This window comes from Pseudomonas sp. RC4D1 (assembly GCF_018390395.1).
Taxonomy (GTDB): Bacteria; Pseudomonadota; Gammaproteobacteria; order Pseudomonadales; family Pseudomonadaceae; genus Aquipseudomonas; species Aquipseudomonas danubii.
Genome location: NZ_JAHBAW010000002.1, coordinates 1,018,721 through 1,039,025 on the forward strand (window position 1 = coordinate 1,018,721; position 20,305 = coordinate 1,039,025).

A 20,305-nucleotide genomic window follows, 5' to 3' on the forward strand; every position below is an offset into this window, starting at 1 on the left:
TTAGACAGATGCCCGGGGCGCCATCGGGCTGCTGGGTGTTACTCGACGTACAATTTCGCGACAAACGTCTCAGTCTGAGACAGGGTTTAGCGCTGTACCTGTGGTTTTCTTTGCAATTGGATCTTGCATTTATCCGGCGCCACCGCAGAATCTCCCGCGCTTTGCCCGCCCCGAGTTTCGGGGCGCTCTGCACTACCCCTCATTTACAAGGAACCTGAAGTTCATGGATAGAAGCGCCTGTGCCCGTCTCGGCTCGCTGATCCTCTCGTTGTCTGCTCTGACCCTGGTCGGATGCAAGGAAGACTCCAGTCCCAAAACCACCACCCTCGCGCCGGCCCCGGCTCCGGCGGCCATGGTCATGCCGATCTGCGCCAATGGCGAATGCGCCGTACTGGACCAGAACGGTGCGGTACTGGTCAGCGCCGACAATGACTACGACGCCGTGGTCGCCATGCCCCTGGAAAAGAGCTTCCTGTTCGCCAAGGACGGCACCTGGAACCTGGCCAGCGCCGATGGCAAGCAAATCATCAAGGCCGACTTTACCGATGACCTGCGTCTGCTGACCCCCGGCCTCTTCGGCTTCGGCCAGGACGGCAAGCTGGGGATCATCGACCAGGCCGGCCAGCAGATTCAGCCACCGCGCTTCGACGATCTGTACGTGGGCGGCAACGACGATTTCATCGTCTACGAGATCGGTGGCAAGCGCGGCATTCTCAGCGCCACCGGCCAGGTGATCACCGAAGCCGTGTTCGACAGCAGCATGGTCCGCGACGATTTCGCCAAACGCGGCTGGTGGATGATCGCCGAGCGTGGCAGCGACAAGTGGGCGCTGAACCTCAAGACCGGCGAGCAGAAAAAGATCGACTTCGACAGCATCGACTACTTTGCCAACCAGCATCTGGTGGTCAGCACCGAACAGGGCAAGGCCCTGGCCGATGCCAAGGCCCAGTTGATCAGCGCCGCCACCTACAACTGGATGGGCGAGCCGGGTGACGGCCTGGTGGCCTTCCGCGAACAATACGACAGCCCCTGCGGCTACATGGACTTCCAGGGCAAGACCGTGATCCAGGCCCAGTTCGGCACCTGCCAGGTGTTCGGCAAACAGGGCGCGCTGGTCACCGCCAAGAATGCCGACGGCAGCTCCGGCAAGGCCGGGCTCATCGACCGCCAGGGCCAGTGGAAGGTACAACCGGTCTATGACTCGGCAGACCCGGCCGGCTTCAGCCCCCTGGGGATGTTCAAGCAGGTGCCGGGGCTGAACCAGGTCGCGGTGCTGCAGAACGTGTTCAGCGCCACCTTCGGCATCTTCGATGTGGACAAGGGCGTCGAGCTGTTCAAGCCCACCTACGCCCAGATCGGTGCGATCAACGCCGACCTGTTCGTCTTCAGCACCGCCAACAGCCCGACCAAGCAGGCCACCCTGTTCGGCCAGGCCACCCAAGTGCGCACCGTGGGCCTGATGGACGCCAGCGGCAAGGTGCTGGTGGAGCCGGGCCAGTACGTCGACATCCACCTGGATGCCAGCGGCCACTACCTGCTGGCCACCGACGACACCTCGCCCCTGGCCACCTCGGCCCTGTATGACCTCAAGGGCAAGCGCCTGATCGCCAGCAAGTGGCAGGAACTGGTGGTGGACCAAGCCCGCGGCGCGATCTTCGGCTATGCCGTGGAAGGCCTGGGCGACGACCAGACCCGCAGCCTCAAGGCCCTGTATCGCCTGGACGGCACCCCGAGCTTCCAGGTCAGCCAGGTAGAATGCGGCGCCGAGCAGGTGCGTGACGGCCAGGACAAGGTGCTGTGGCCGGCCAACCCGCAGGAGCACTGCCCGCAACCGGACGAGGAAGAAGACCAGGGCGAAGGCGACAACGCTCAGGGCTGAGGCCACCGGTCACGGTTGGGATCAAGCCTGCTAGGATGCGGGCTTGATCGATTCAGCCAACCGGCCCGGATGGGGCCCGACAGGAACTGTCCCATGCTCAACGCTCTGCTTTTCGACCTCGATGGCACCCTGACCGACACTGACGCCCTGCACCTGCTGGCCCTGCAACAGTTGTTGTGGGAAGAAGACCGCCGGGTGTTCACCGAGCAAGAGTTCGCCGCCCACGTCAGTGGCCAGGCCAACGCCAACATGTGCCGCTACCTGTTCCCCGAGCGCAGCGTGGCGGAACATGAAGCCTTCGCCGAACGCAAGGAAGTGCGTTTTCGTCAATTGTCCCCCCAACTCAAACCCATGCCCGGCCTGCTGCGCCTGCTGGACTTTGCCGCCGAGCACGGCATTGGCGTGTGTGTGGTGACCAACGCCCCGCGGGCCAACGCCGAGCACATGCTCAAGGTGCTGGGCCTTGAGGAGCGTTTCCAGACGGTCCTGGTGGCCGAGGAACTGCCCCGGGCCAAGCCCGATCCCCTGCCCTACCTCAGCGGCCTGGAATGCCTGCAAGCCAGGGCCGAGCATTCCCTGGCCTTCGAGGACTCGCTCCCCGGGCTGACCGCCGCGGTCAAGGCCGGCATCTGCACCTTCGGCCTGGCCACCAGCCAGCAACCACAGACCCTGCTGAATGCCGGCGCCCATCGGGTGATCCAGGACTTCGACGACCCGCAACTGTGGGCCGAGATTCATCGCCGCCTCAACCTGGCCTGAAGGACGGGCCGCCACGCAGCCGGGCACCCATAAAGGCACCGAGCATGGATCAGGTCTTGAAAGGAATGTCGCTGGAGCGTGCAGCGGGACGGTTGGCGCAGGCCAATAAGAGCGGAAACAACAGGTGAGGAGCGATAGCTGGGAAGCAAACAGGTGGGAAACAGCAGGTGGGAAACGAGAAGCAGGAAAAAGCAGGAAGGAAAAAGTGCTCGCCCATCACTTCGGCAGTGGCACCTAAGCCGAAGTACCCCCTTTGGCTGGGCGAGCAGGGAGGAATATACGCAGGTGCTGGGGACGGTCCTATCGGACAGATCCTAAAACGCCGTGCGATCTGGACAAATGACTTTAGGCTTTTTCCTCAGCACGACCTTTTTTTCACAGGACTTTCACCTCGCCTCCCTTAGATTGATGGCTACTCCTGAACGAATCCCATTTGGCCCGCCTCTATAGCGGGCTTTTTTTTGTCCGGGCATCCAGCGGCCGGCACAACAAAGGGCCGGCCACGGACCTGAGTCGCTCAGCGAGTCGCGGGCTCCAGGACGGATTCCGAGGCTGGGGTGAACCTCAGCACTCGTTCCGGATAAAACCGCGCCGCGGCATTGATCACCGCCTGCACCGAAGCGGTGACGGTGTTGGCATGGCACCCGGCGCCAAAGCGGGAACCGGCAACCCCTGGCCACGCCGCTTCAACAATGGCCAGCGCCTGGGCATCGGCCCCTGCTGCCAGGTTGCGCTCTTCAAAACTGTCGATGCGCAGCGGCAAGCCCAGGGCGGCCGAGGTCGCGGCGACAGGTCCGTTGCCCACTCCACGCAAGCACAGCGCCGGGTTTCCGGGGGTGGCGATCCGCAACTCGATGCCCTGCCCCTCGGGGGCATCGAACAATCGGTGACCGAGATACTGCAGGCCGGCCGTTGCCTCTGTGCAAGCCAGATAGGTGCGCTGGAACACCTCCCATAAAGCGTCACTGCTCAACTCGGCATCACTGGCATCGGCCAGCTTCTGCACGATGGCGCTGAATTCGATCTGCATGCGCCGAGGCATGACAATGCCGTGGTCGCGCTGCAGCAGGAAGGCGATTCCACCTTTGCCGGACTGGCTGTTGACGCGCACGATGCTGTCGTAGGTCCGCCCCAGGTCCTGCGGATCGATGGGCAGGTAGGGCACCTCCCAGAAACCGTCGGCCGCCTGGGCGGCAAAACCCTTGGCAATGGCGTCCTGGTGCGAGCCGGAAAAGGCGGTGAACACCAGATCGCCGACATAGGGATGGCGCGGGTGGATCGGCAGCGCCGTGCACGCCTCGGCGACCCGAGCCACCGCAGCGATATCGGAAAAATCCAGCCCGGGGCTGATGCCCTGGGTATAGAGATTCAGGGCCAGGGTCACCAGATCCAGGTTGCCACTGCGCTCGCCATTGCCGAACAGGCAACCCTCGACCCGCTGGGCCCCGGCCAGCAGCGCCTGCTCGGCACAGGCCACGCCGGTGCCCCGGTCGTTGTGCGGGTGCACCGACAACGTCACCTGATCACGGCGCTCCAGGCGCTTGTGCATCCATTCGATCTGGTCGGCAAAGACGTTGGCGGTCGCCACCTCGACGGTGGTCGGCAAGTTGATGATGATCGGGCGCCCGGGGCCGGCGTCCCAGGTGCGGATCGCGGTGTTGCACATGCGCAGCGACACCTCAAGCTCCGCCATGCAGAACGTTTCGGGGGAGTACTGCAACACCCATTGGGTTTCCGGCTGCTGGTCGGTCAACTCGCGCAACAGCCTTACATGGCGCTCCACCAGGGCCTCGACCTCGTCCACCGAAAGCCCGAACACCACCCGCCGCCAAACGGGGGCGATGGCGTTGTACAGGTGGACGATGACCCGGCGCGCGCCCTGCACACTGCGTACGGTTTCGCGGATCAGGTCCTCGCGCAGTTGGGTCATCACCATGGGCGTGACGTCGGCGGGAATCCGTTGCTGTTCCACAAGCTCACGAACCACCTCGAAATCGGTACGCGAAGCGGCGGGGAATCCCACTTCGATTTCCTTGAAGCCCAGGCGCACCAGCTCCTCGAACAGGCGCAACTTGCGCTCGCGGTTCATCGGCTCGAACAGCGCCTGGTTGCCATCGCGCAGGTCGGTGGACAGCCAGATCGGAGCCTGGGTGATGGTGCGTGACGGCCACTGGCGCGAGTCCAGGTCCACAGGGGCAAGGGCACGATATTTGGTATGGGGATGGGTGAGCATACTGACCTCGAAAGAAGCATGGAGAAGGCGATGGATCTCCCCCGCTTTCAGCATGAAAAGCGCTTCGAGGCCGGAGTCTGGGGGAGATCAGCCTGGGTGCCAGCTTCCTGGCAGTACCGGCAGACCCCGGCCGTAAGGCAGGGGTAGGGCTAGTAGCAGGGTCAGGAAGCGGGGATTCATGGGCGGTGGCAACCGTCTGGAAGAAAGGAGTGACTGGCAGTCTAGGGGGCTGCCATCTGAATGTACTGCGCTAAACAGCCTTTTATTGTCGCGAAATGGACATTTGAATTTATGATGGTCGCCCCATGATCCCTTCCGCTCCGGAGGCTCTGCGCTGCATGTCCGATCTGCTGGTTGTCTCGTCCATCGATAGCCTGGCGCTGCCGGTCACCAGCATCGCCGTGGATTACCCCAACGGCCATGCAATACCGGCCCACAGTCACCCTCGCTCACAACTGGCCTATGCCATCGAAGGCGTGCTGGTGATCGACACCGAATCCGGACGCTGGGTGGTACCGCCCAGTCGCGGGGTGTGGCTGCAGGCAGGCGTCGAACACCGGGTGCGGATGCGCGGCGCAGTGCGCATGCGCAGCCTGTTCATCAACGCTGATGCCATAGATGGCCTGCCCGAACATGACTGCGTGATCGAGGTCTCGCCTTTGTTGCGCGAGCTGATCCTGGCCGCCGCCCAGGTCGGCACCCAATATGCGCCGGACAGCCGCGACGGCCGCCTGATGCGCCTGATCCTCGATGAGATGCGCTCGCTGCCGGTGCTGCCGTTCAGCCTGCCCTGGCCCCATGAGCCGCGGATGCTGCGGGTGTGCCAGGCGCTGGCGGACGACCCGGCGGACAATCGCACCGCCGAGCAATGGAGCGACTGCCTGGCCATGAGCGCCAAGACCTTCCATCGCCAGTTCCAGCGCCACACCGGCATCACCTTTGGCCGCTGGCGCCAGCAGGCGCGCCTGCTGATGTCCCTGGAATGCCTGGCCGAGGGCATGCCGGTGGTGCAAGTGGCGCTGCAACACGGCTACGACAGCCAGAGCGCCTTCGCCGCCGCCTTCAAGCGCCAGTTCGGCACACCACCGTCGGAGTTCTACCGCTGAAGGCTCAGGCCCGGCGCAGCAGCAGGCCGGCCACCACGCACAACAGCATGGCCAGCCCCGCCAGCAGGAAGGCATCGCTGTAGGCCAGCAGCAAGGCGTCGCGGTGCAGCACCTTGTCCATCAGGCCCAGGGCTTGCTGACGCAACGGCGCCAGCGCCGCCGAGTGCAGGGCCCTGGCGGACTCCACCGGCGCCTGGGCCAGCAGCCGCACCAGCTCCAGCAAACGCTCCTGGGTGGCCTGGGCAAACAGGTTGATGGATTCGCCAATGCGCTGGGCATGGAGCTTCTCGCGCTCCACCACGATCTGGCTGGACAGCGCGATACCAATCGCCCCACCCACGTTGCGCACCATGGAGAACAGCCCGGAGGCCGAGCCCACCTGGTCCTTTTCCAGCCCCTGGATCGCCATCACCCCCAGCGCCACCACCACCAGCGACTGGCCGATACCGCGCACCACCAGCGACGGCACGATGACGTTGACCGAGGCATCGGGGTTGAGGTGGATGTTCATCAGGCAGCCGATGCCGGTGATGGCGAAGCCGGCAATGATGATGGTACGGGCGCTGGTCCAGCGCATCAGGCGCGGAGTGGCGAACGACATGACGAACTGGATCAGGCCATAGGGAATCATCATCAAACCGATCTGCCGGGCGTTGTAGCCGTGGATCTGGGCAAAGTAGTTGGGCACCAGGAACACCACGCCGAACACCACCGCACCGAAGGTGAATTGCATCAGGCTGGCGATGCCGAAGTTGTAGCGGCCCAAGAGGCGCAGGTTGATCAGCGGCTGCTCGCGGCGCAGTTCGATGGCCACGAAGGCCAGCAGGCCGACCGTGGCCAGGACCGCGCAATTGAGGATGAAGCCCGAGGCGAACCAGTCATGGCGGCCACCCTCCTCCAGCATGATCTGCAACGCCGAGAGGCCCACGGCCATGCTGGCGATCCCGCCCCAGTCACCGTGGCGCAACGTTGCCAGGACCATGGGCTGGGGCCGCACCGACCAGCCGATGGCCGCCAGCAGCAACAGCCCCGGCGGCACTTGCAGGTAGAAGATCCAGCGCCACGAATAGGCATCGGTGAGCCAGCCGCCCAGGGACGGCCCCGCCGCCTGGGCCACGTTGTTGGCCACGGCGAACAGGGCCATGCCCATGGGGTGCCGGGCCGCCGGCAGTTCGGTGACGATCAGCTGGAACGACAAGGGAATCAGCACCCCGCCAAAGGCCCCTTGCAGCACCCGGGCGAAGATCAGGCTGTGGATAGTCGGTGCCAGGGAGCAGGCAATCGAGAACAGCACGAAACCGGCGGTGCCCACCATCAGCACCCGGCGCATGGAAAACACCGAAACCAGCCAGCCGGTCATGGGAATGATGATGATCTCCGCCACCAGGTAGGCGGTGGTGATCCACGAGCCCTCCTCGAAGGTGGCGCCCAGGGAACCCCGCACGTCCGGCAATGAAGCGTTGGTCACGTGCACGTTCATCCCGGCCATGAAGCAGCCCACCACGCTGCCCAGCACCGCCACCCAGGTGCGCAGGGAAATCGCCTGCGCGCCCGCCTCGCCCGCGGTGTCCTGTACCGCCTGGGCACTAGTCATGACGGGTATCCACGCTCACCACCACCGACATTCCGGGGCGCAGTTCCGCCTGTCGCGCCTGCCCCGGATCAAGACGAATGCGCACCGGCATGCGCTGCACGATCTTGGTGAAGTTGCCGGTGGCGTTGTCCGCCGGCAGCAGGGCGAATTCGGCGCCGGAGGCCGGGGCAAAACTCTCCACCCGGCCCAGCAGCACGTGACCTCCCAGAGCGTCGACTTCGACCCGCGCCGGCTGCCCGGGGCGCATGCCGTCGACCTGGGTTTCCTTGTAGTTGGCCACCACATAGGCGTCCTCAGGCACCACCGCCAAGAGCGGCGCGCCGACTTCGACGTACTGCCCCAGGCGCAGGCGGCGCTGGCCGGCGATACCGTCCACCGGGCTGCGGATCAAGGTGCGCGCCAGATCGATACGGGCCAGCTGCCGCAGGGCACTGACCCGGGCCACGCCCGCTGCGAGCTTGTCCAGTTGCGCCCGGGCGCTTTGCTGCTCGGTATCGAGCACCTGCACCTGCTGGCGCCGCGCCGCCAGCGTAGCCCGGGCCGCACCCAGCGCGGCATCGGCCTGACGCGCCAAGGCCGCAGCGTTTTCCAGTTGCTGCACGCTGCTGACCTGCTGGCTGGCCAGGTGCTGCTGGCGCCGCCCTTCCTGGCCGGCCCGTTGCGCCTCGGCCTCGGCAGCGCCGACCCGGGCCTGGGCCTCGGCGATCAGGCTCTGCTGCTGTTGCTGACGGGCCTTGAGATTGGCCAGCCGCGCCTGCCCGGCACGCTGTTCGGCCAGGGCCTCACGCAGCGCCGCCTCGGCCTGTTCGACCCGGGCCTGATAGTCGCTGTCATCGATCCGTGCCAGCAGGTCGCCGGCCTTGAGCGGCTGGTTGTCCTGGACCTCGACCGCGGCCAGGTAACCGGCCACCCGTGGCGCGATGGTGACGATGTCCGCCCGCAGGTAAGCGTCGTCGGTCTCCACCAGGAAACGCCCGCTGAACCACCAGTTCAGGCACCAGGCCAGGATCAGCAACAACACCAGCACCAACCCGGCATAACCGAGCAAGCGACGGCGGGTGACGGCTTGCGCCGGAGAAGCGGGAACAGGATTGTGGGTCATTGCACAGGCTCGTCGGAAGTTCGCAGGAAAAGGTTGGCCGCCGCCCGGTTCGGCGGCGGCAGGACAATCGGCGGCGCGCTGCGCCAGCCACCGCCCAGCGCCTTGAACACCAGCACCTGGGTATCGATCACGGCCGCGTCGGCCTGCGCCGCCGCGGCCCGGGTGCGCACGGCGCTGCGCTGGGCGTCGAGGTAATCCAGGGCGCTGGAAGCACCGGCCGCGCGGGCCAGCCCGGCCAGGTGCAAGGCCTGATGGTCGCGCTCGGCCGCCAGGTGCAGGGCCTCCTGGCGCTGCAACGCGGCCTGGTAGTCGCTCAAGGCTTGCTGCTGTTCCTTCAAGGCCGCCAGGATGCTGCGGTCAAAATCCGCCAGTGCCGCGCTTTCCCGGGCGTCGGCCTGGGCGATGCGCGCGCGGGCGGCATTGAGGTTGGGCAAGCTCCAGGACAGCAGCGGCCCCAATTGCCAGACCGAGGCGTCGCGCTCGTCGAAACCCGAGGGCTGGTGCGCCGACGTGTAGACCCCGGCCCCCAGGCTGACCCGCGGATAGAGGTCGGCCCGGGCCACGCCGATGCGCGCCGTGGCCGCTGCCAGCCGGCGCTCGGCCTGGCTCACATCGGGACGCCGGCGCAGCATGGCCAGGGCATCGCTTTGGGGCATGGGCGAACCCAGGCGCGGGGCCTGGTGACAAGCCTTGGCCACCGCCGGTGCATCGCCCGGGGGACGCCCCAGCAGTACCGCAAGCTCAGCCAGGGCCCTCTGCCGCCCGGCCTGCAACGGCGGCAGGCTGGCCTGCACCTGGCCCACCAGGCCCTCGGCGCGCACCACATCCAGGGTTACTGCGGCGCCGGCCTGATACAGCTGGGCGCTCAGGGCCCGGCCCTGCTCCACCAGCGCCAGGGACTCGCCGGCCACCTGCAGGCGCTGGCCGTAGCTGCAAGCCTGCAACCAGGCGCGGGTGGTTTCCGCGGCCACCACCACCCGCAGGCCGTCCTCGGCGGCCCGCGCCGCCTCGGCATCGGCCCGGGCAGCATCCGCCAGACCGTGCAAACGACCGAACAAGTCAGCCTCCCACTGCACATCCAGGCCAACCCCATAGCGGCTGCCGGTGCGAATCCGCTCGCTGTCCTGCAAGGCGGCTTCCAGCTGGTCATCCGCGGTACTGCCGTAGCTGGCCTGGGCCGTCACCTGGGTGGCGGGCTGACGCAGGGTATCGGTCTCGCGCAGCAGCGCCCGGGCCTGCAGCAGGTTGGCCGCGGCCATCCGCAGATCGCGGTTCTGGCTCAGGGCCTCCTGCACTGCGGCGTTCAGATCCGGGTCACGGTAGAGCTGCCACCACTGGTCGAGCCCCTGCTCGGCGTGCATCTCCAGACCGCTCACAGGCAGGGGCACGGTGCTGCCGGGCGGCTGGTCCGGCCCCAGGGTGCAGCCGGCCAACAGGGCGCACAGGGCCCATGCAGGCCTTGGGTAAATGGGCATGGGAAGTACTCGCGGATTCAAAGCGGCTACTGTAGAAACCCTCACTTTCGACCGTCTAACGAGAACTTCCTTTCAATTATCGCGAAATGGTCAACTTTCATTCTGAGCCGCTTCGCTCCAGGCTTGCGGTCATGGGCCCAGACCGACGAACCGGTGCGTCTCTTGAATCTCACCGGGCTGTCGCAGTTTGCGAAAAGCCACCGCCGCGCCAACCTCGGCAGCGCGCCCAAGCCCCCGCAATCCCGAGGCCACGCCGCCACGACGGAACTGGCATAGCCATTGCGAAAGCCCCTGCCTCACCTACAACAAGAGGCTTCGCCATGGCTATTGCCCCACTGCTCGCCGCTACCACGGCGTTTATCCAGCGCGCCCCGCGCATGTTGATCGGCGCCCACTGGGTCGAGGCCGCCGATGGCCAGACCATGCCCCTGCGCAACCCCGCCACCGGCGAACAGCTGTGCCTGGTGCCCCGAGCCACGGTGGATGATGTCGATCGCGCAGTGCTGGCAGCGCGCCAGGCTTTCGACGACTCGCCCTGGACCCGCACCCGCCCCCGGGAGCGGCAGAACCTGCTGTGGAAACTCGCCGACCTGATGCAGCGCGACGCCGAACTGCTGGCCCAGCTGGAATGCCTGAACAATGGCAAGAGCGCGGCTGTGGCCCAGGCCATGGACGTGCAATTGTCCATCGACTTCTTGCGCTACATGGCCGGCTGGGCGACCAAGATCGAAGGCACCAGCGTCGAGGTTTCGCTGCCGCTGATGCCCGACGATCAGTTCCACAGTTTCATCCGCCGCGAAGCGCTGGGCGTGGTCGGCGCCATCGTCGCCTGGAACTTCCCCTTGCTGCTGGCCTGCTGGAAACTCGGCCCGGCCCTGGCCACCGGTTGCACCCTGGTGCTCAAGCCGGCGGACGAAACCCCGCTCAGTGCGTTGAAACTGGCAGAACTGGTGCAGGAAGCCGGCTACCCCGACGGCGTGTTCAACGTGGTCACCGGCACCGGCATCACCGCCGGCAGCGCCCTGACCCACAACCCTCTGGTGGACAAACTGACCTTCACCGGCTCCACCGCCGTGGGCAAGGAAATCGGCAAGATCGCCATGGACTCCATGACCCGGGTCACCCTGGAGCTGGGGGGCAAATCGCCGACCATCGTCATGGCCGACGCCGACCTGGGCAGTGCCGCCGCCGGGGCCGCCAGTGCGATCTTCTTCAACCAAGGCCAGGTCTGTTGCGCCGGTTCGCGGCTGTATGTGCAGCGCAAGCACTTCGACAACGTGGTGGCTGACATTGCCGGCATCGCCAATGCCATGAAGCTGGGCAACGGCCTGGACGCCAGCGTCGAGATGGGCCCGCTGATTTCCGCGCGCCAGCAGGAACGGGTCTACCGCTACATCGAGATGGGCCGGGACAGCGGCGCCACCATTGCCTGTGGCGGCGAGCAGTTCGGCCCGGGGTATTTCGTCAAACCGACAGTGATCGTCGATGTCGACCAGAAGCACTCGCTGGTCCAGGAAGAAATCTTCGGCCCGGTACTGGTGGCGATTCCCTTCGACGACGAGGCCGACGCTCTGCGCCTGGCCAACGACAGCCCCTATGGCCTGGGCGCAAGCATCTGGTCCAACGATCTGGCAGCGGTGCACCGGATGATTCCGAAGATCAAGTCCGGCTCGGTGTGGGTCAATTGCCACAGCGCCCTGGACCCGGCACTGCCGTTTGGCGGCTACAAGATGTCCGGGCTCGGCCGGGAAATGGGCCACGCGGCTATCGAGCACTACACCGAACTGAAATCGGTGCTGATCAAGCTCTGATCCACGGTCAGGGCGAATGCCCGTGGCCTGCCGGATGACGCCAGGGATGATTCCAGGAATGACGGCGCGGGATGGCCGCGGGGCGGTTCGCGAGCAAGCTCGCTCCTACGGGGTGGCATCTACGTAGGAGCCGGCTTGCCGGCGAATGGGCCCTAAGGTCGGTAGCCCTGGGCCAGCAACCAGCCCCGCACCACCCGTCCCTGCTCCGGGCTCAGCTCCGCCAGGGCCTGGCTCGGGGGCTGGTGCTGCAAGCGGCGCAACAACGGCGCCAGCTCCACGCCCTGCACATGCCAGATACCCAGGGGCTGGTCCGGGGTGATCACCACTTCGGCCTCATCCACCAGGCCATCGCGCAGTACCGGGGCGTGCTCGATACGCAGGGCTGCAAAGTCCACGGCCGCGTGCGCCGGCTGCTGGTCCGGCCAGTGCCGGCGGGCCTGCCAGAACGGTTGCTCGGGCCAGCGCTGCTCGTCGGCGTAGAAATCCCGGCCGATGCGGGCAAACCGCAGGAACAGCTGCTCCACCCGTTGTTGATGAAAGCGCCCGGCCAGGGCTCTGCGCTCCGGACGCTGCAACAGGGTGTTGATCACCGCCGGCGCCTGCAGGGCCGAGGACAGGGACTGGAAGATGCCATTGCCTGACAGCGGGTCCACCGCCATGGCCGCATCCCCGACCCGCAGCCAGTGAGCGCCGCACACCTGGGGGCAGAGAATCGCCGTGCTGCTACGGGCGTGCAGCTGCAGATCCTGTTCGGCACCCCCGGCAAAAAAATCCGCGGCCAGGGCTGACGCCTGACGGCGCTGACGGCAGTACTCCAGCAACTGCGCCTTGCCCGGCAGTGCGGCGCTGGCCACATCCAGGGTCAGTTGCCAGTAGCACTGGCCGTCGCTGCGCCGGGCCATCCAGGCCCAGCCGTCCTCCAGGCTGTGCACGGCACTGGCGGCAGTGCCAGACGGCCCTTGCCAGCGATTGAGCAGGCTGAGAGTTTCCGGGCCACGCCGGCCATTCCCGACGCCCTGCTGCAGTTCCTTGTCCAGCGCAGGCGCCTGACGCCCGCGGGCTTCGACCAGGAACTCGCCGAGCTGCTCCTCGTGCCCCTGCACCTGCACCCGGTGCCCGAGCGCCGTGGACTGCACACCCAGCACGCGGCCGTGGATCAGCGTCACCCCGGCCTGATGCAGGGCATCGCGCAGGCCACGGTCGAAGGTCGGGCGATCCAGCAGGTATTCGATGTTCTGCGCATGCTGCGCGCCGTTCCACGCCACTTGCCGCTGGGAAGGATGCAGGGCCTGGGCCAGTGCCGACTCCAGACCGGCGCCGCGCAAGGCTTCCAGCACCCGCAGCGAGACCCCTTCCAGCGCCGGAAAACGCCGCCAGTCGCTGATCAGGGTCACCGGGTAACCGAGGCGCCGCAGCCCCAGGGCCACCGCCGCGCCGGCCGGCCCTGCTCCCAGGATCAGGATCGGTTGCATGGCACGCTCCGGCGCTCGGGCCCCTGGTAGGCGGCCTGCTCCTGCAGCCACTGGCGCACCTGCAGATTGCTCGCGCCGGGCTGGGTCTTGAGGTAGGCGGCGATATGCCCGCTCAAGGCAGCACAGCCCAGGCTGGCACCGGATGGCCCCGGGCGGGCGGCGCGCACGCAGGCGGCGAAATCGGCCTGGGCCGTGTTCAGCCAGGACCACTGCTGCGCACTGCAACGCGCATCGCCGGTAACCCGCAACACGCCGGGATAGCGGGCCGGGAATACCGGCTCGCCCTGGGCCGGGCTGGACGCACAGAGCAGTACGCCGCGTGCCACCGCCTCGGCACAGGCGGCGCGCAGTGAATCGCGATCCTGGCGCAGCCCGAGGCTGAGGTTGATCAGGCGTACATCCTGTTCCAGCAGCCAATACAGGGCGGCACTGACTTGCGCGGCGCTGGTCACCCCGCGCTGATCGAACACCTGGGCCAGATACAGCTGGGCATCGGGCGCGCGCTGCTCGATGGCCTCGATGATCGCGCTGCCATGGCCGAGGGCGTCCTGCTGCAACTCGCCCTCGCCCAAGCCTTGCGCCAGCAGAAAGAAACGCCGGCCGGCCGCCATCCGTTGATGGGGGGCATGGCCGCTGTCGATCACGCCAATGCGCAGCTCAGGCTTCATGGGCCACCGCCACGCTGTGCAATACCCCGTCCAGCAACTCGAAGCGCAGGTCAGCGTCGGCCAGGGTCGAAGGCCGGTGGCTGATCAGGATGCGCGTGCGCCCGGCGAACAGGCGGTCGATGGCTTCGATCACCTCGCGCTCGGTGGCCTCGTCCACCGCCGAAGTGGCTTCGTCCAGTACCAGGATCATCGGGTCCTGGAGCAATGCACGGGCGATGGCGATGCGTTGTTTCTGCCCGCCGGACAGCTGCTGGCCACGCTCGCCCAGGGGGCTGTCCAGGCCCTCGGGCAGGGACTCGATCAGCCCCTGCAATTGCGCCAGCCGCGCCACTTCGGCCACGGCTTCGCGGCTGGCAGCGGGCACGCTGTAGGCCAGGTTGTCCGCCAGGCTGCCGCGAAACAGCACGATGTCCTGGCTGACCACCGCCACTTGGCGGCGCAGTTGCGCCAGGTCCAGTTGACGCAGGTCGATGCCCCCCAGCAGCACCTGCCCGGACTGGGGGTCATGGTGACGCTGCAAGAGGTCGATCAAGGTGCTTTTCCCGGCCCCCGAAGTGCCGCTCAGGGCCACCTTGAGGCCATAGGGAATCCGCGCTTCGATGCCCTTGAGGGTCGAGCCGCGCCCCGGATGACTGAAGTGCACATCCTTGAAGTGCAGCTCGCCATTGTCCGGCACCGGCAACGGCGCTACGGGGGCGCTGATGCCCGGCTCCTCACCGCGCAGTTCCATGACCCGGCCCAGGCTGACGGTCATGCGCTGGATCGCCACATACAGTCCCAGCAGGCTCTGCACCGGTCCCACCGCCATGCCCAGGTAGGTGGAGAAGGCAATCAGCGCCCCCAGTTGCCAGGTGCCCTGCACCACCCAGTAACCGCCAATCAGGAAGGCGCAGGCCCGGGACAATGAGGTCAGGGTGCCGGGCACCGCCTGGGTGAAGAACTCGGTGACCTGCAGCTTGAGCAACTGGTTCATGTAGCCCTGGCCGAGGCGGTCCAGGCGCTGAGCCTCTCGTTGCTGCTGGCCGGCGCTCTGGATGAATTTCATCACTGGCAGGGTTTCCACCATGAACGAGGACATGTCCGCGGAACGCTCGCGCAGCTGACGCACATCGCGCTCCACCTTGCGCCGCATCCAGCGCAGCCAGAGCACGTCCAGGGGAATCAACACCAGGGCCAACAGCGAGAGTTGCCAGGACAGGGTCAGGAGCATGGCCAGGGCGACGACAAGACCGATCACGCTGGACACTGCGGAAAACAATGAGTCGACGGCAAAGCGCTGGATCTCCGCCACATCGCCGTCCAGGCGCGACATCAGGTCGCCGATTCGCCGCTGCCCGTAGAAGCTCGGCGACAGCCGTTGCAGATGGCGATAGAGGTCGTCGCGCAGGGCGAACAGGATGCGTCCGGACAGGCGCGTATGCAGGTAGCGATTGACCCCGGACAGCAGCGTGCCCAGCAGACCGGCAAGGATCATCAAGCCGGCGATCAGCACCAGTTTGGAGAAGTCCCGGGCCAGCAAGCCGTCGTCGATCAGCAGCTTGGTCAGCCAGGGTTGCACCAGCACCAGCAACGAGGCGCACACCGACAGCCCCAGCAGGCCGCCGATGGCCAGCCGATGGGGCCGCACGAAACTGTAGAGCCAGCCCAGGGCGGCACTCAGGGCCTGGGGGTCGCGGCTGTCCACCAGCCGGGTGATCAGGCGCCGCATCAGGCGCGCAACTGCTTGAGCTTGCGGTACAGGGTCGCGCGGCTGATGCCCAGGGCGTCCGCAGCCGCCGAGACATTGCCCTGATGGTTGTCCAGGGCACTGCGGATCAGCTCCAGCTCGTTCTCGCGGATGCTCCCGGTCTGCGGCCGCTCGCTGGCCTGCAGATCGTCGAGCATGCTGTCGGGCAGATGTTCCAGGCCGATGTGGCACTCGCCTTCTTCGCGCAGGGCCAGGGCGGTGCGCAGGACCATCTCCAGCTGGCGGATATTGCCCGGCCAGTGGTAGTCCGTCAGCAGCCGGCGCAGTTCGTCGCTGAGGCTCACGTCGGCGCCGCCGAGCCTGGCCAGCAGGCTGTCCACCAGCGGCTGCAGGTCTTCGCGTTCACGCAGGGCCGGTAGCAGCACGCTGATGCCGTTGACCCGGTAGAACAGGTCTTCGCGAAAGGCCTGCTCCTGCACCTGCTGCTTGAGGTCGCGGTGGGTGGCACAGATCAGGGCAATGTCGATGTCCTGCTCCTCACCGGCTCCCAGGGGCGCGACCTTGCGGTCTTGCAGCACTCGCAGCAGGCGGGCTTGCAGGGCCAGGGGCATGTCGCCGATCTCATCGAGGAACAAGGTGCCACCGTGGGCCTGTTGCAGGCGTCCGATCATGCCGCCGCGGCGCGAGCCGGTGAAGGCGCCTTCGCGGTAGCCGAACAGCTCCGACTCGATCAGGCCTTCGGGAATCGCCGCGCAGTTGACCGCGACAAAGGGTTTCTCGGCGCGGCTGCCCGCACGATGCAGGGCCCGGGCCAGGACTTCCTTGCCGGTGCCGGTTTCTCCCAGCAACAGCACTGGCAAGCCGTTGGCCAAGCCCTGGCGGGCCATGCGCAGGGTGCGGGCGTAGCGGCTGTTGCCCCCGGCCAGGACTTCCAGGTCCTGGGGCATGGGCGTAGTTTTCTGCGCGCTGCGGGGCGCGCGATGCAGGTTCAGCGATGGCTGCGGCGCCCGCAGGGCCTTGTAGAACAGCTCGCCCTTGGCGGTCTGCAGGCTGCCCACGGCGCCTTGCTGCAGGCGGGCCAGCAGTTGCAGGCCGTCGAGCCCGAGGAACTCTTCGCAACGCCGCCCCACCAGGGCCGCGCGCGGGGTGTTAAGCAACTGGCAGGCCTGGCTGCTGACCGCAAGAATTTGCCCGCCCAGGCTCAGGGCCAGCAGGCCTTGCCAGGGCGATTCGAGGTATTGCCGACGACTGTGGAAGGCCAGGACGATCTGCTCCGGGTAGGACGCGTGGAACACTCGCGCCTCGATCTGGCTGACCGCCATGGACAACAGCGCGGTGCTGTCCTGGACACGGCCCAGGGGGCCTTCGCGGGTCAGGTCAAGAACGCCGAGGATCTCGCCCTGGGGGCATTGGATGGGCACCGATGTGCAGGAAAAATGGCTGAGGCGATCCAGGTAGTGTTCGCCGCAATCGATCAGGGTCGGTCGGGCTTCCACCAGGGCCGTGCCCAGGGCGTTGGTGCCACGGGTGGCCTCGCTCCAGCAGGCGCCGAGGGTGATGTCCTGCACGCCGCTGTCCTTGAGCCGGTCGGCCCGGCCTTCGATGGCCAGGATGGTGGCGTCGGCGTTAGCGAGGATGATCAGGCCATCCTGGCCCTGATGCTGGGTCAGGTAGTCGATGGCCGGGGTTGCCGCGTCCAGCAACAGGCGGTTGCTGGCCAGCAGCACCTCGAGGCTCGCGCTGGATTCCAGGGTCAGTTGATGCTGACTGCCAAAGTGCACGCCATGGCTGAGGCTGCGCCGCCATGAGGCATCGATTTCCGCACGCAGGACCCCATCGGGGATCTCGCCTTCCAGGTGCAGCCGCTCCCGGGCCAGCCGGGCTTCGTGTTGCTGCTCACCCTTTGTTGTTTTTATAAGAGTCATCAAGCGCTCCGAATCGGTCCGCCCGCTGCTTCCCGCTCCACTCCCTTGGATTGCGCGAGGCACGCAAGCCGTGGTCAATGTCTACACCGGGTTCAGAGGGCAGTAAAGGGGCTTGGCCCGGATCATCGGGCAGCCCTGCATTGCTTACCCTGTCATTCGAGATCAAGCAAAACCTGCGCCAGTGGAACGGGCGCCCGAGCATCTTGACGTTAACGTAAAGCAAATGGCAAGTACCCCACGCCTCCTCCCAGCCCCTGCTGCAGGAGCTGGCTTGCCAGCGAAAAGGGCATTGAGCGGAACACCGCCCGGCTGGTCCTAAAGGGCCCAGGCGGCGCTGTCGGCAAAGAAGGCGCGGGCGTTGTCTTCCAGGCTGTCCAGGTGGTAACCCCCTTCCTGGACAATCAGGCACGGCAGGCCAAGGCTGCGGATGCGCTGGCCAAGGATGGCGAAGCCGTCTCGGGTCACCGCGACCTTGCTTTGCGGATCGAGCTCGTAGATGTCGAAGCCCAGGGACAGCACCAGCACCTCGGCGCCAAAATCCTTCACTGCCGCCAGGGCCTGTTCCAGGCGGGCGAGGAAATCCGCTTCGCTGGCGCCATGCGCCATCGGCAGGTTGAGGTTATAGCCCTCCCCCGCGCCACTGCCACGCTCCTCGGTGAAGCCGGCCACCCCCGGGTAGAAGTTGGTCGGGTCGCCATGCACCGAGACATACAGGACGTCGGCACGTTCGTAGAAGATTTCCTGAATGCCCTGGCCGTGGTGCATGTCGGTATCGAGCACAGCCACCCGGGCAAACCGCTCCCGCAGTACCTGGGCGGCAATCGCCGCGTTGTTCAGGTAGCAGAAACCGCCGGCGGCTTCGGCCCGGGCATGGTGGCCGGGCGGGCGGCACAAGGCATAGGCCGCCGGCTCGCCATCCAGCAGGGCACGGGCCCCGGCAATGGCGCTCTGGGCCGACCAGTAGGCCGAGCGCCAGGTCTGCTCGCCCACCGGGCAACTGCCGTCCGCCAGGTAGCGTGCCGCCTGGGCGAGGATGCCGCGCAGGGCATTGGGCTCGCGGACGAAGATGTTGGACATGACTTCATCGCCCCAGTCCTCGGGGATTTCCTTCCAGCGTCGATGGGCCTCTTCAAGGAATGCCAGGTACGGCGCGCCGTGCACTGCCAGCAGCGGTTGCAGGCCGGCGTCCTCGGGTTGCCTGACCTCGAACCCGAGGGAGTGCGCGGCCTGCACCAGGCGTTGGGCACGCTCGGGAACTTCCTGGGGCGTGCGCATCTGGCCGCGGGAATAGTAGCTGCGGGGATGGTGAAGCAATTGTTCAGGGTGGAAAAAACTGCGCATCAAGGTCTCCTCAGGCCACCCGGCCGGCACGGGCCAGCACGGCGTTAAGCAATACATCGGCGCCCTGGCACACGTCCTCGGGCAACACATCTTCGGCTTCGTTATGACTCAAGCCTCCGACACAGGGAATGAACACCATGGCGGTGGGGCAATAGCGCGCCAGCAGGATGGCATCGTGGCCCGCGCCGCTGACGATGGACTGCTGAGGATAGCCAAGCCCATCCACCGCCTGCTGCACCGCCGCCACGCACTCGGCATCAAAGGGCGTGGCCGGGCTGAGCCAATGGCGGTCGATGCGGACCTTGAGCCCGCGCTCCCGAGCAATGCGCTCCAGGCGTTCCTCAACCTGCTGCTCCATGGCGGCGATCTGTTGATCATGGTGGTGGCGCAGGTCGACGGTGAAGGTCAGCCGCCCGGGAATGGTATTGCGCGATGACTTGGCAACGCTCAGCTCACCGACAGTGGTCAGGCCTTGCGGGGCAAAATCCGCTGCCACCTGCTCCACGGCGAGGATCATCTGCGCGGCGCCATACAGGGCATCCTTGCGCAGTGACATCGGCGTAGTGCCAGCGTGGGCGGCCATGCCTTCAACCTGAACGTCGAGCCAGCGGATCGCCTGACCGCCGCTGACCACGCCGATGCTCTTGGCGTTGTCTTCAAGGATCGGGCCCTGTTCGATATGGGCTTCGAAATAGGCATCCACTGCCCCGCCCAAAGGCCGATTGCCGGCGTAACCGGTGCGTTGCAGGGCCTCGGCGACGCTGATGCCATCGGCGTCGCGCACCGCCAGGGCGGCGTCCAGGGCCATGACCCCGGTGAACACCGCCGAGCCGAACATCGCCGGGGTGAAGCGCGCGCCCTCCTCGTTGGTCCACACCACTAGCTCCAGCGGCTTGCGAGTCTGGACTCCGAGATCATTGAGCGTGCGCAGCACTTCCAAGCCGGCCAGCACGCCGTAGACACCGTCGAAACGCCCGCCCTCGGGCTGGGTGTCGAGGTGGCTGCCCATCATCACTGGGGCTGCGTGCGGGTCACTGCCGGGACGCCGGGCAAACAGGTTGCCGATGGGGTCGACGCTCAGGGTCATGCCAGCTTCTGTACACCAGTGGGCGAAGAGTTCGCGTCCGGCCCGGTCCTCATCGCTCAGGGCCAGACGGCAGCTACCGCCGCGAGCGGTGGCGCCGATTTCGGCCATGGCCATCAGGCTCGCCCAGAGGCGTTGGCCATTGATTTTCAACATCGATCGTGTCTCC

14 protein-coding genes are annotated in these 20,305 nt (G+C 66.5%); 4 read left to right on the top strand and 10 right to left on the bottom strand.

Features of this window, described 5'->3' with window-relative positions; all coding sequences use genetic code 11:
* The first annotated feature begins 223 nt into the window (after positions 1-223).
* Positions 224-1,879: a WG repeat-containing protein gene (locus KHO49_RS20225; RefSeq protein WP_213665723.1), complete on the top strand. Its 1,656-nt coding sequence runs from the start codon at positions 224-226 to the stop codon at positions 1,877-1,879.
* Between the two features lie 93 nt (positions 1,880-1,972).
* A complete protein-coding gene (locus tag KHO49_RS20230) occupies positions 1,973-2,638 on the top strand; it encodes an HAD family hydrolase (RefSeq protein ID WP_213665724.1) in 666 nt (221 codons plus the stop codon).
* 517 nt (positions 2,639-3,155) lie between these two features.
* Here KHO49_RS20230 and KHO49_RS20235 read toward each other — a convergent pair.
* On the bottom strand, positions 3,156-4,871 hold the full coding sequence (locus KHO49_RS20235) for a 2-isopropylmalate synthase (RefSeq protein ID WP_213665725.1): 1,716 nt from the start codon (positions 4,869-4,871) through the stop codon (positions 3,156-3,158).
* Positions 4,872-5,209: 338 nt separating this feature from the next.
* On the opposite strand from KHO49_RS20235, the gene KHO49_RS20240 reads away from it, so the two are divergent.
* Positions 5,210-5,977: an AraC family transcriptional regulator gene (locus KHO49_RS20240; RefSeq protein WP_102861806.1), complete on the top strand. Its 768-nt coding sequence runs from the start codon at positions 5,210-5,212 to the stop codon at positions 5,975-5,977.
* 4 nt (positions 5,978-5,981) lie between these two features.
* Here KHO49_RS20240 and KHO49_RS20245 read toward each other — a convergent pair whose 3' ends face one another.
* From KHO49_RS20245 to KHO49_RS20255, 3 genes are read right to left on the bottom strand one after another with little or no spacing between them, the layout of a single operon-like run.
* Positions 5,982-7,571, bottom strand: a complete 1,590-nt coding sequence (locus KHO49_RS20245) for a DHA2 family efflux MFS transporter permease subunit (protein ID WP_110597147.1) — start codon at positions 7,569-7,571, stop codon at positions 5,982-5,984.
* A complete protein-coding gene (locus KHO49_RS20250) occupies positions 7,564-8,673 on the bottom strand; it encodes an HlyD family secretion protein (protein ID WP_213665726.1) in 1,110 nt (369 codons plus the stop codon). Before KHO49_RS20250 ends, KHO49_RS20245 begins: the two co-directional genes overlap by 8 nt.
* The gene (locus KHO49_RS20255) at positions 8,670-10,148 is read right to left on the bottom strand and encodes an efflux transporter outer membrane subunit (RefSeq protein WP_213665727.1); all 1,479 of its coding nucleotides are present in this window, start codon (positions 10,146-10,148) and stop codon (positions 8,670-8,672) included. Before KHO49_RS20255 ends, KHO49_RS20250 begins: the two co-directional genes overlap by 4 nt.
* 320 nt (positions 10,149-10,468) lie before the next feature.
* On the opposite strand from KHO49_RS20255, the gene KHO49_RS20260 reads away from it, so the two are divergent.
* Complete coding sequence (locus KHO49_RS20260; protein ID WP_102880108.1) at positions 10,469-11,959, top strand: aldehyde dehydrogenase family protein; 1,491 nt, start codon at positions 10,469-10,471, stop codon at positions 11,957-11,959.
* Positions 11,960-12,111: 152 nt separating this feature from the next.
* On the opposite strand, the gene qhpG is transcribed toward KHO49_RS20260, so the two are convergent.
* From qhpG to KHO49_RS20290, 6 genes are all read right to left on the bottom strand, one after another.
* Positions 12,112-13,431, bottom strand: a complete 1,320-nt coding sequence (qhpG, locus tag KHO49_RS20265; protein WP_213665728.1) for a flavin-dependent monooxygenase QhpG — start codon at positions 13,429-13,431, stop codon at positions 12,112-12,114.
* Complete coding sequence (gene qhpE, locus KHO49_RS20270; protein ID WP_213665729.1) at positions 13,416-14,099, bottom strand: subtilisin-like serine protease QhpE; 684 nt, start codon at positions 14,097-14,099, stop codon at positions 13,416-13,418. Before qhpE ends, qhpG begins: the two co-directional genes overlap by 16 nt.
* On the bottom strand, positions 14,089-15,807 hold the full coding sequence (locus KHO49_RS20275; protein WP_110653474.1) for an ABC transporter ATP-binding protein: 1,719 nt from the start codon (positions 15,805-15,807) through the stop codon (positions 14,089-14,091). Before KHO49_RS20275 ends, qhpE begins: the two co-directional genes overlap by 11 nt.
* Positions 15,807-17,711, bottom strand: a complete 1,905-nt coding sequence (locus tag KHO49_RS20280) for a sigma-54-dependent Fis family transcriptional regulator (protein WP_213665730.1) — start codon at positions 17,709-17,711, stop codon at positions 15,807-15,809. Before KHO49_RS20280 ends, KHO49_RS20275 begins: the two co-directional genes overlap by 1 nt.
* Before the next feature lie 315 nt (positions 17,712-18,026).
* Positions 18,027-19,052: a histone deacetylase family protein gene (locus KHO49_RS20285; protein ID WP_213665731.1), complete on the bottom strand. Its 1,026-nt coding sequence runs from the start codon at positions 19,050-19,052 to the stop codon at positions 18,027-18,029.
* Between the two features lie 10 nt (positions 19,053-19,062).
* Positions 19,063-20,292: a Zn-dependent hydrolase gene (locus KHO49_RS20290; RefSeq protein ID WP_213665732.1), complete on the bottom strand. Its 1,230-nt coding sequence runs from the start codon at positions 20,290-20,292 to the stop codon at positions 19,063-19,065.
* Between the last annotated feature and the right edge of the window lie 13 nt (positions 20,293-20,305).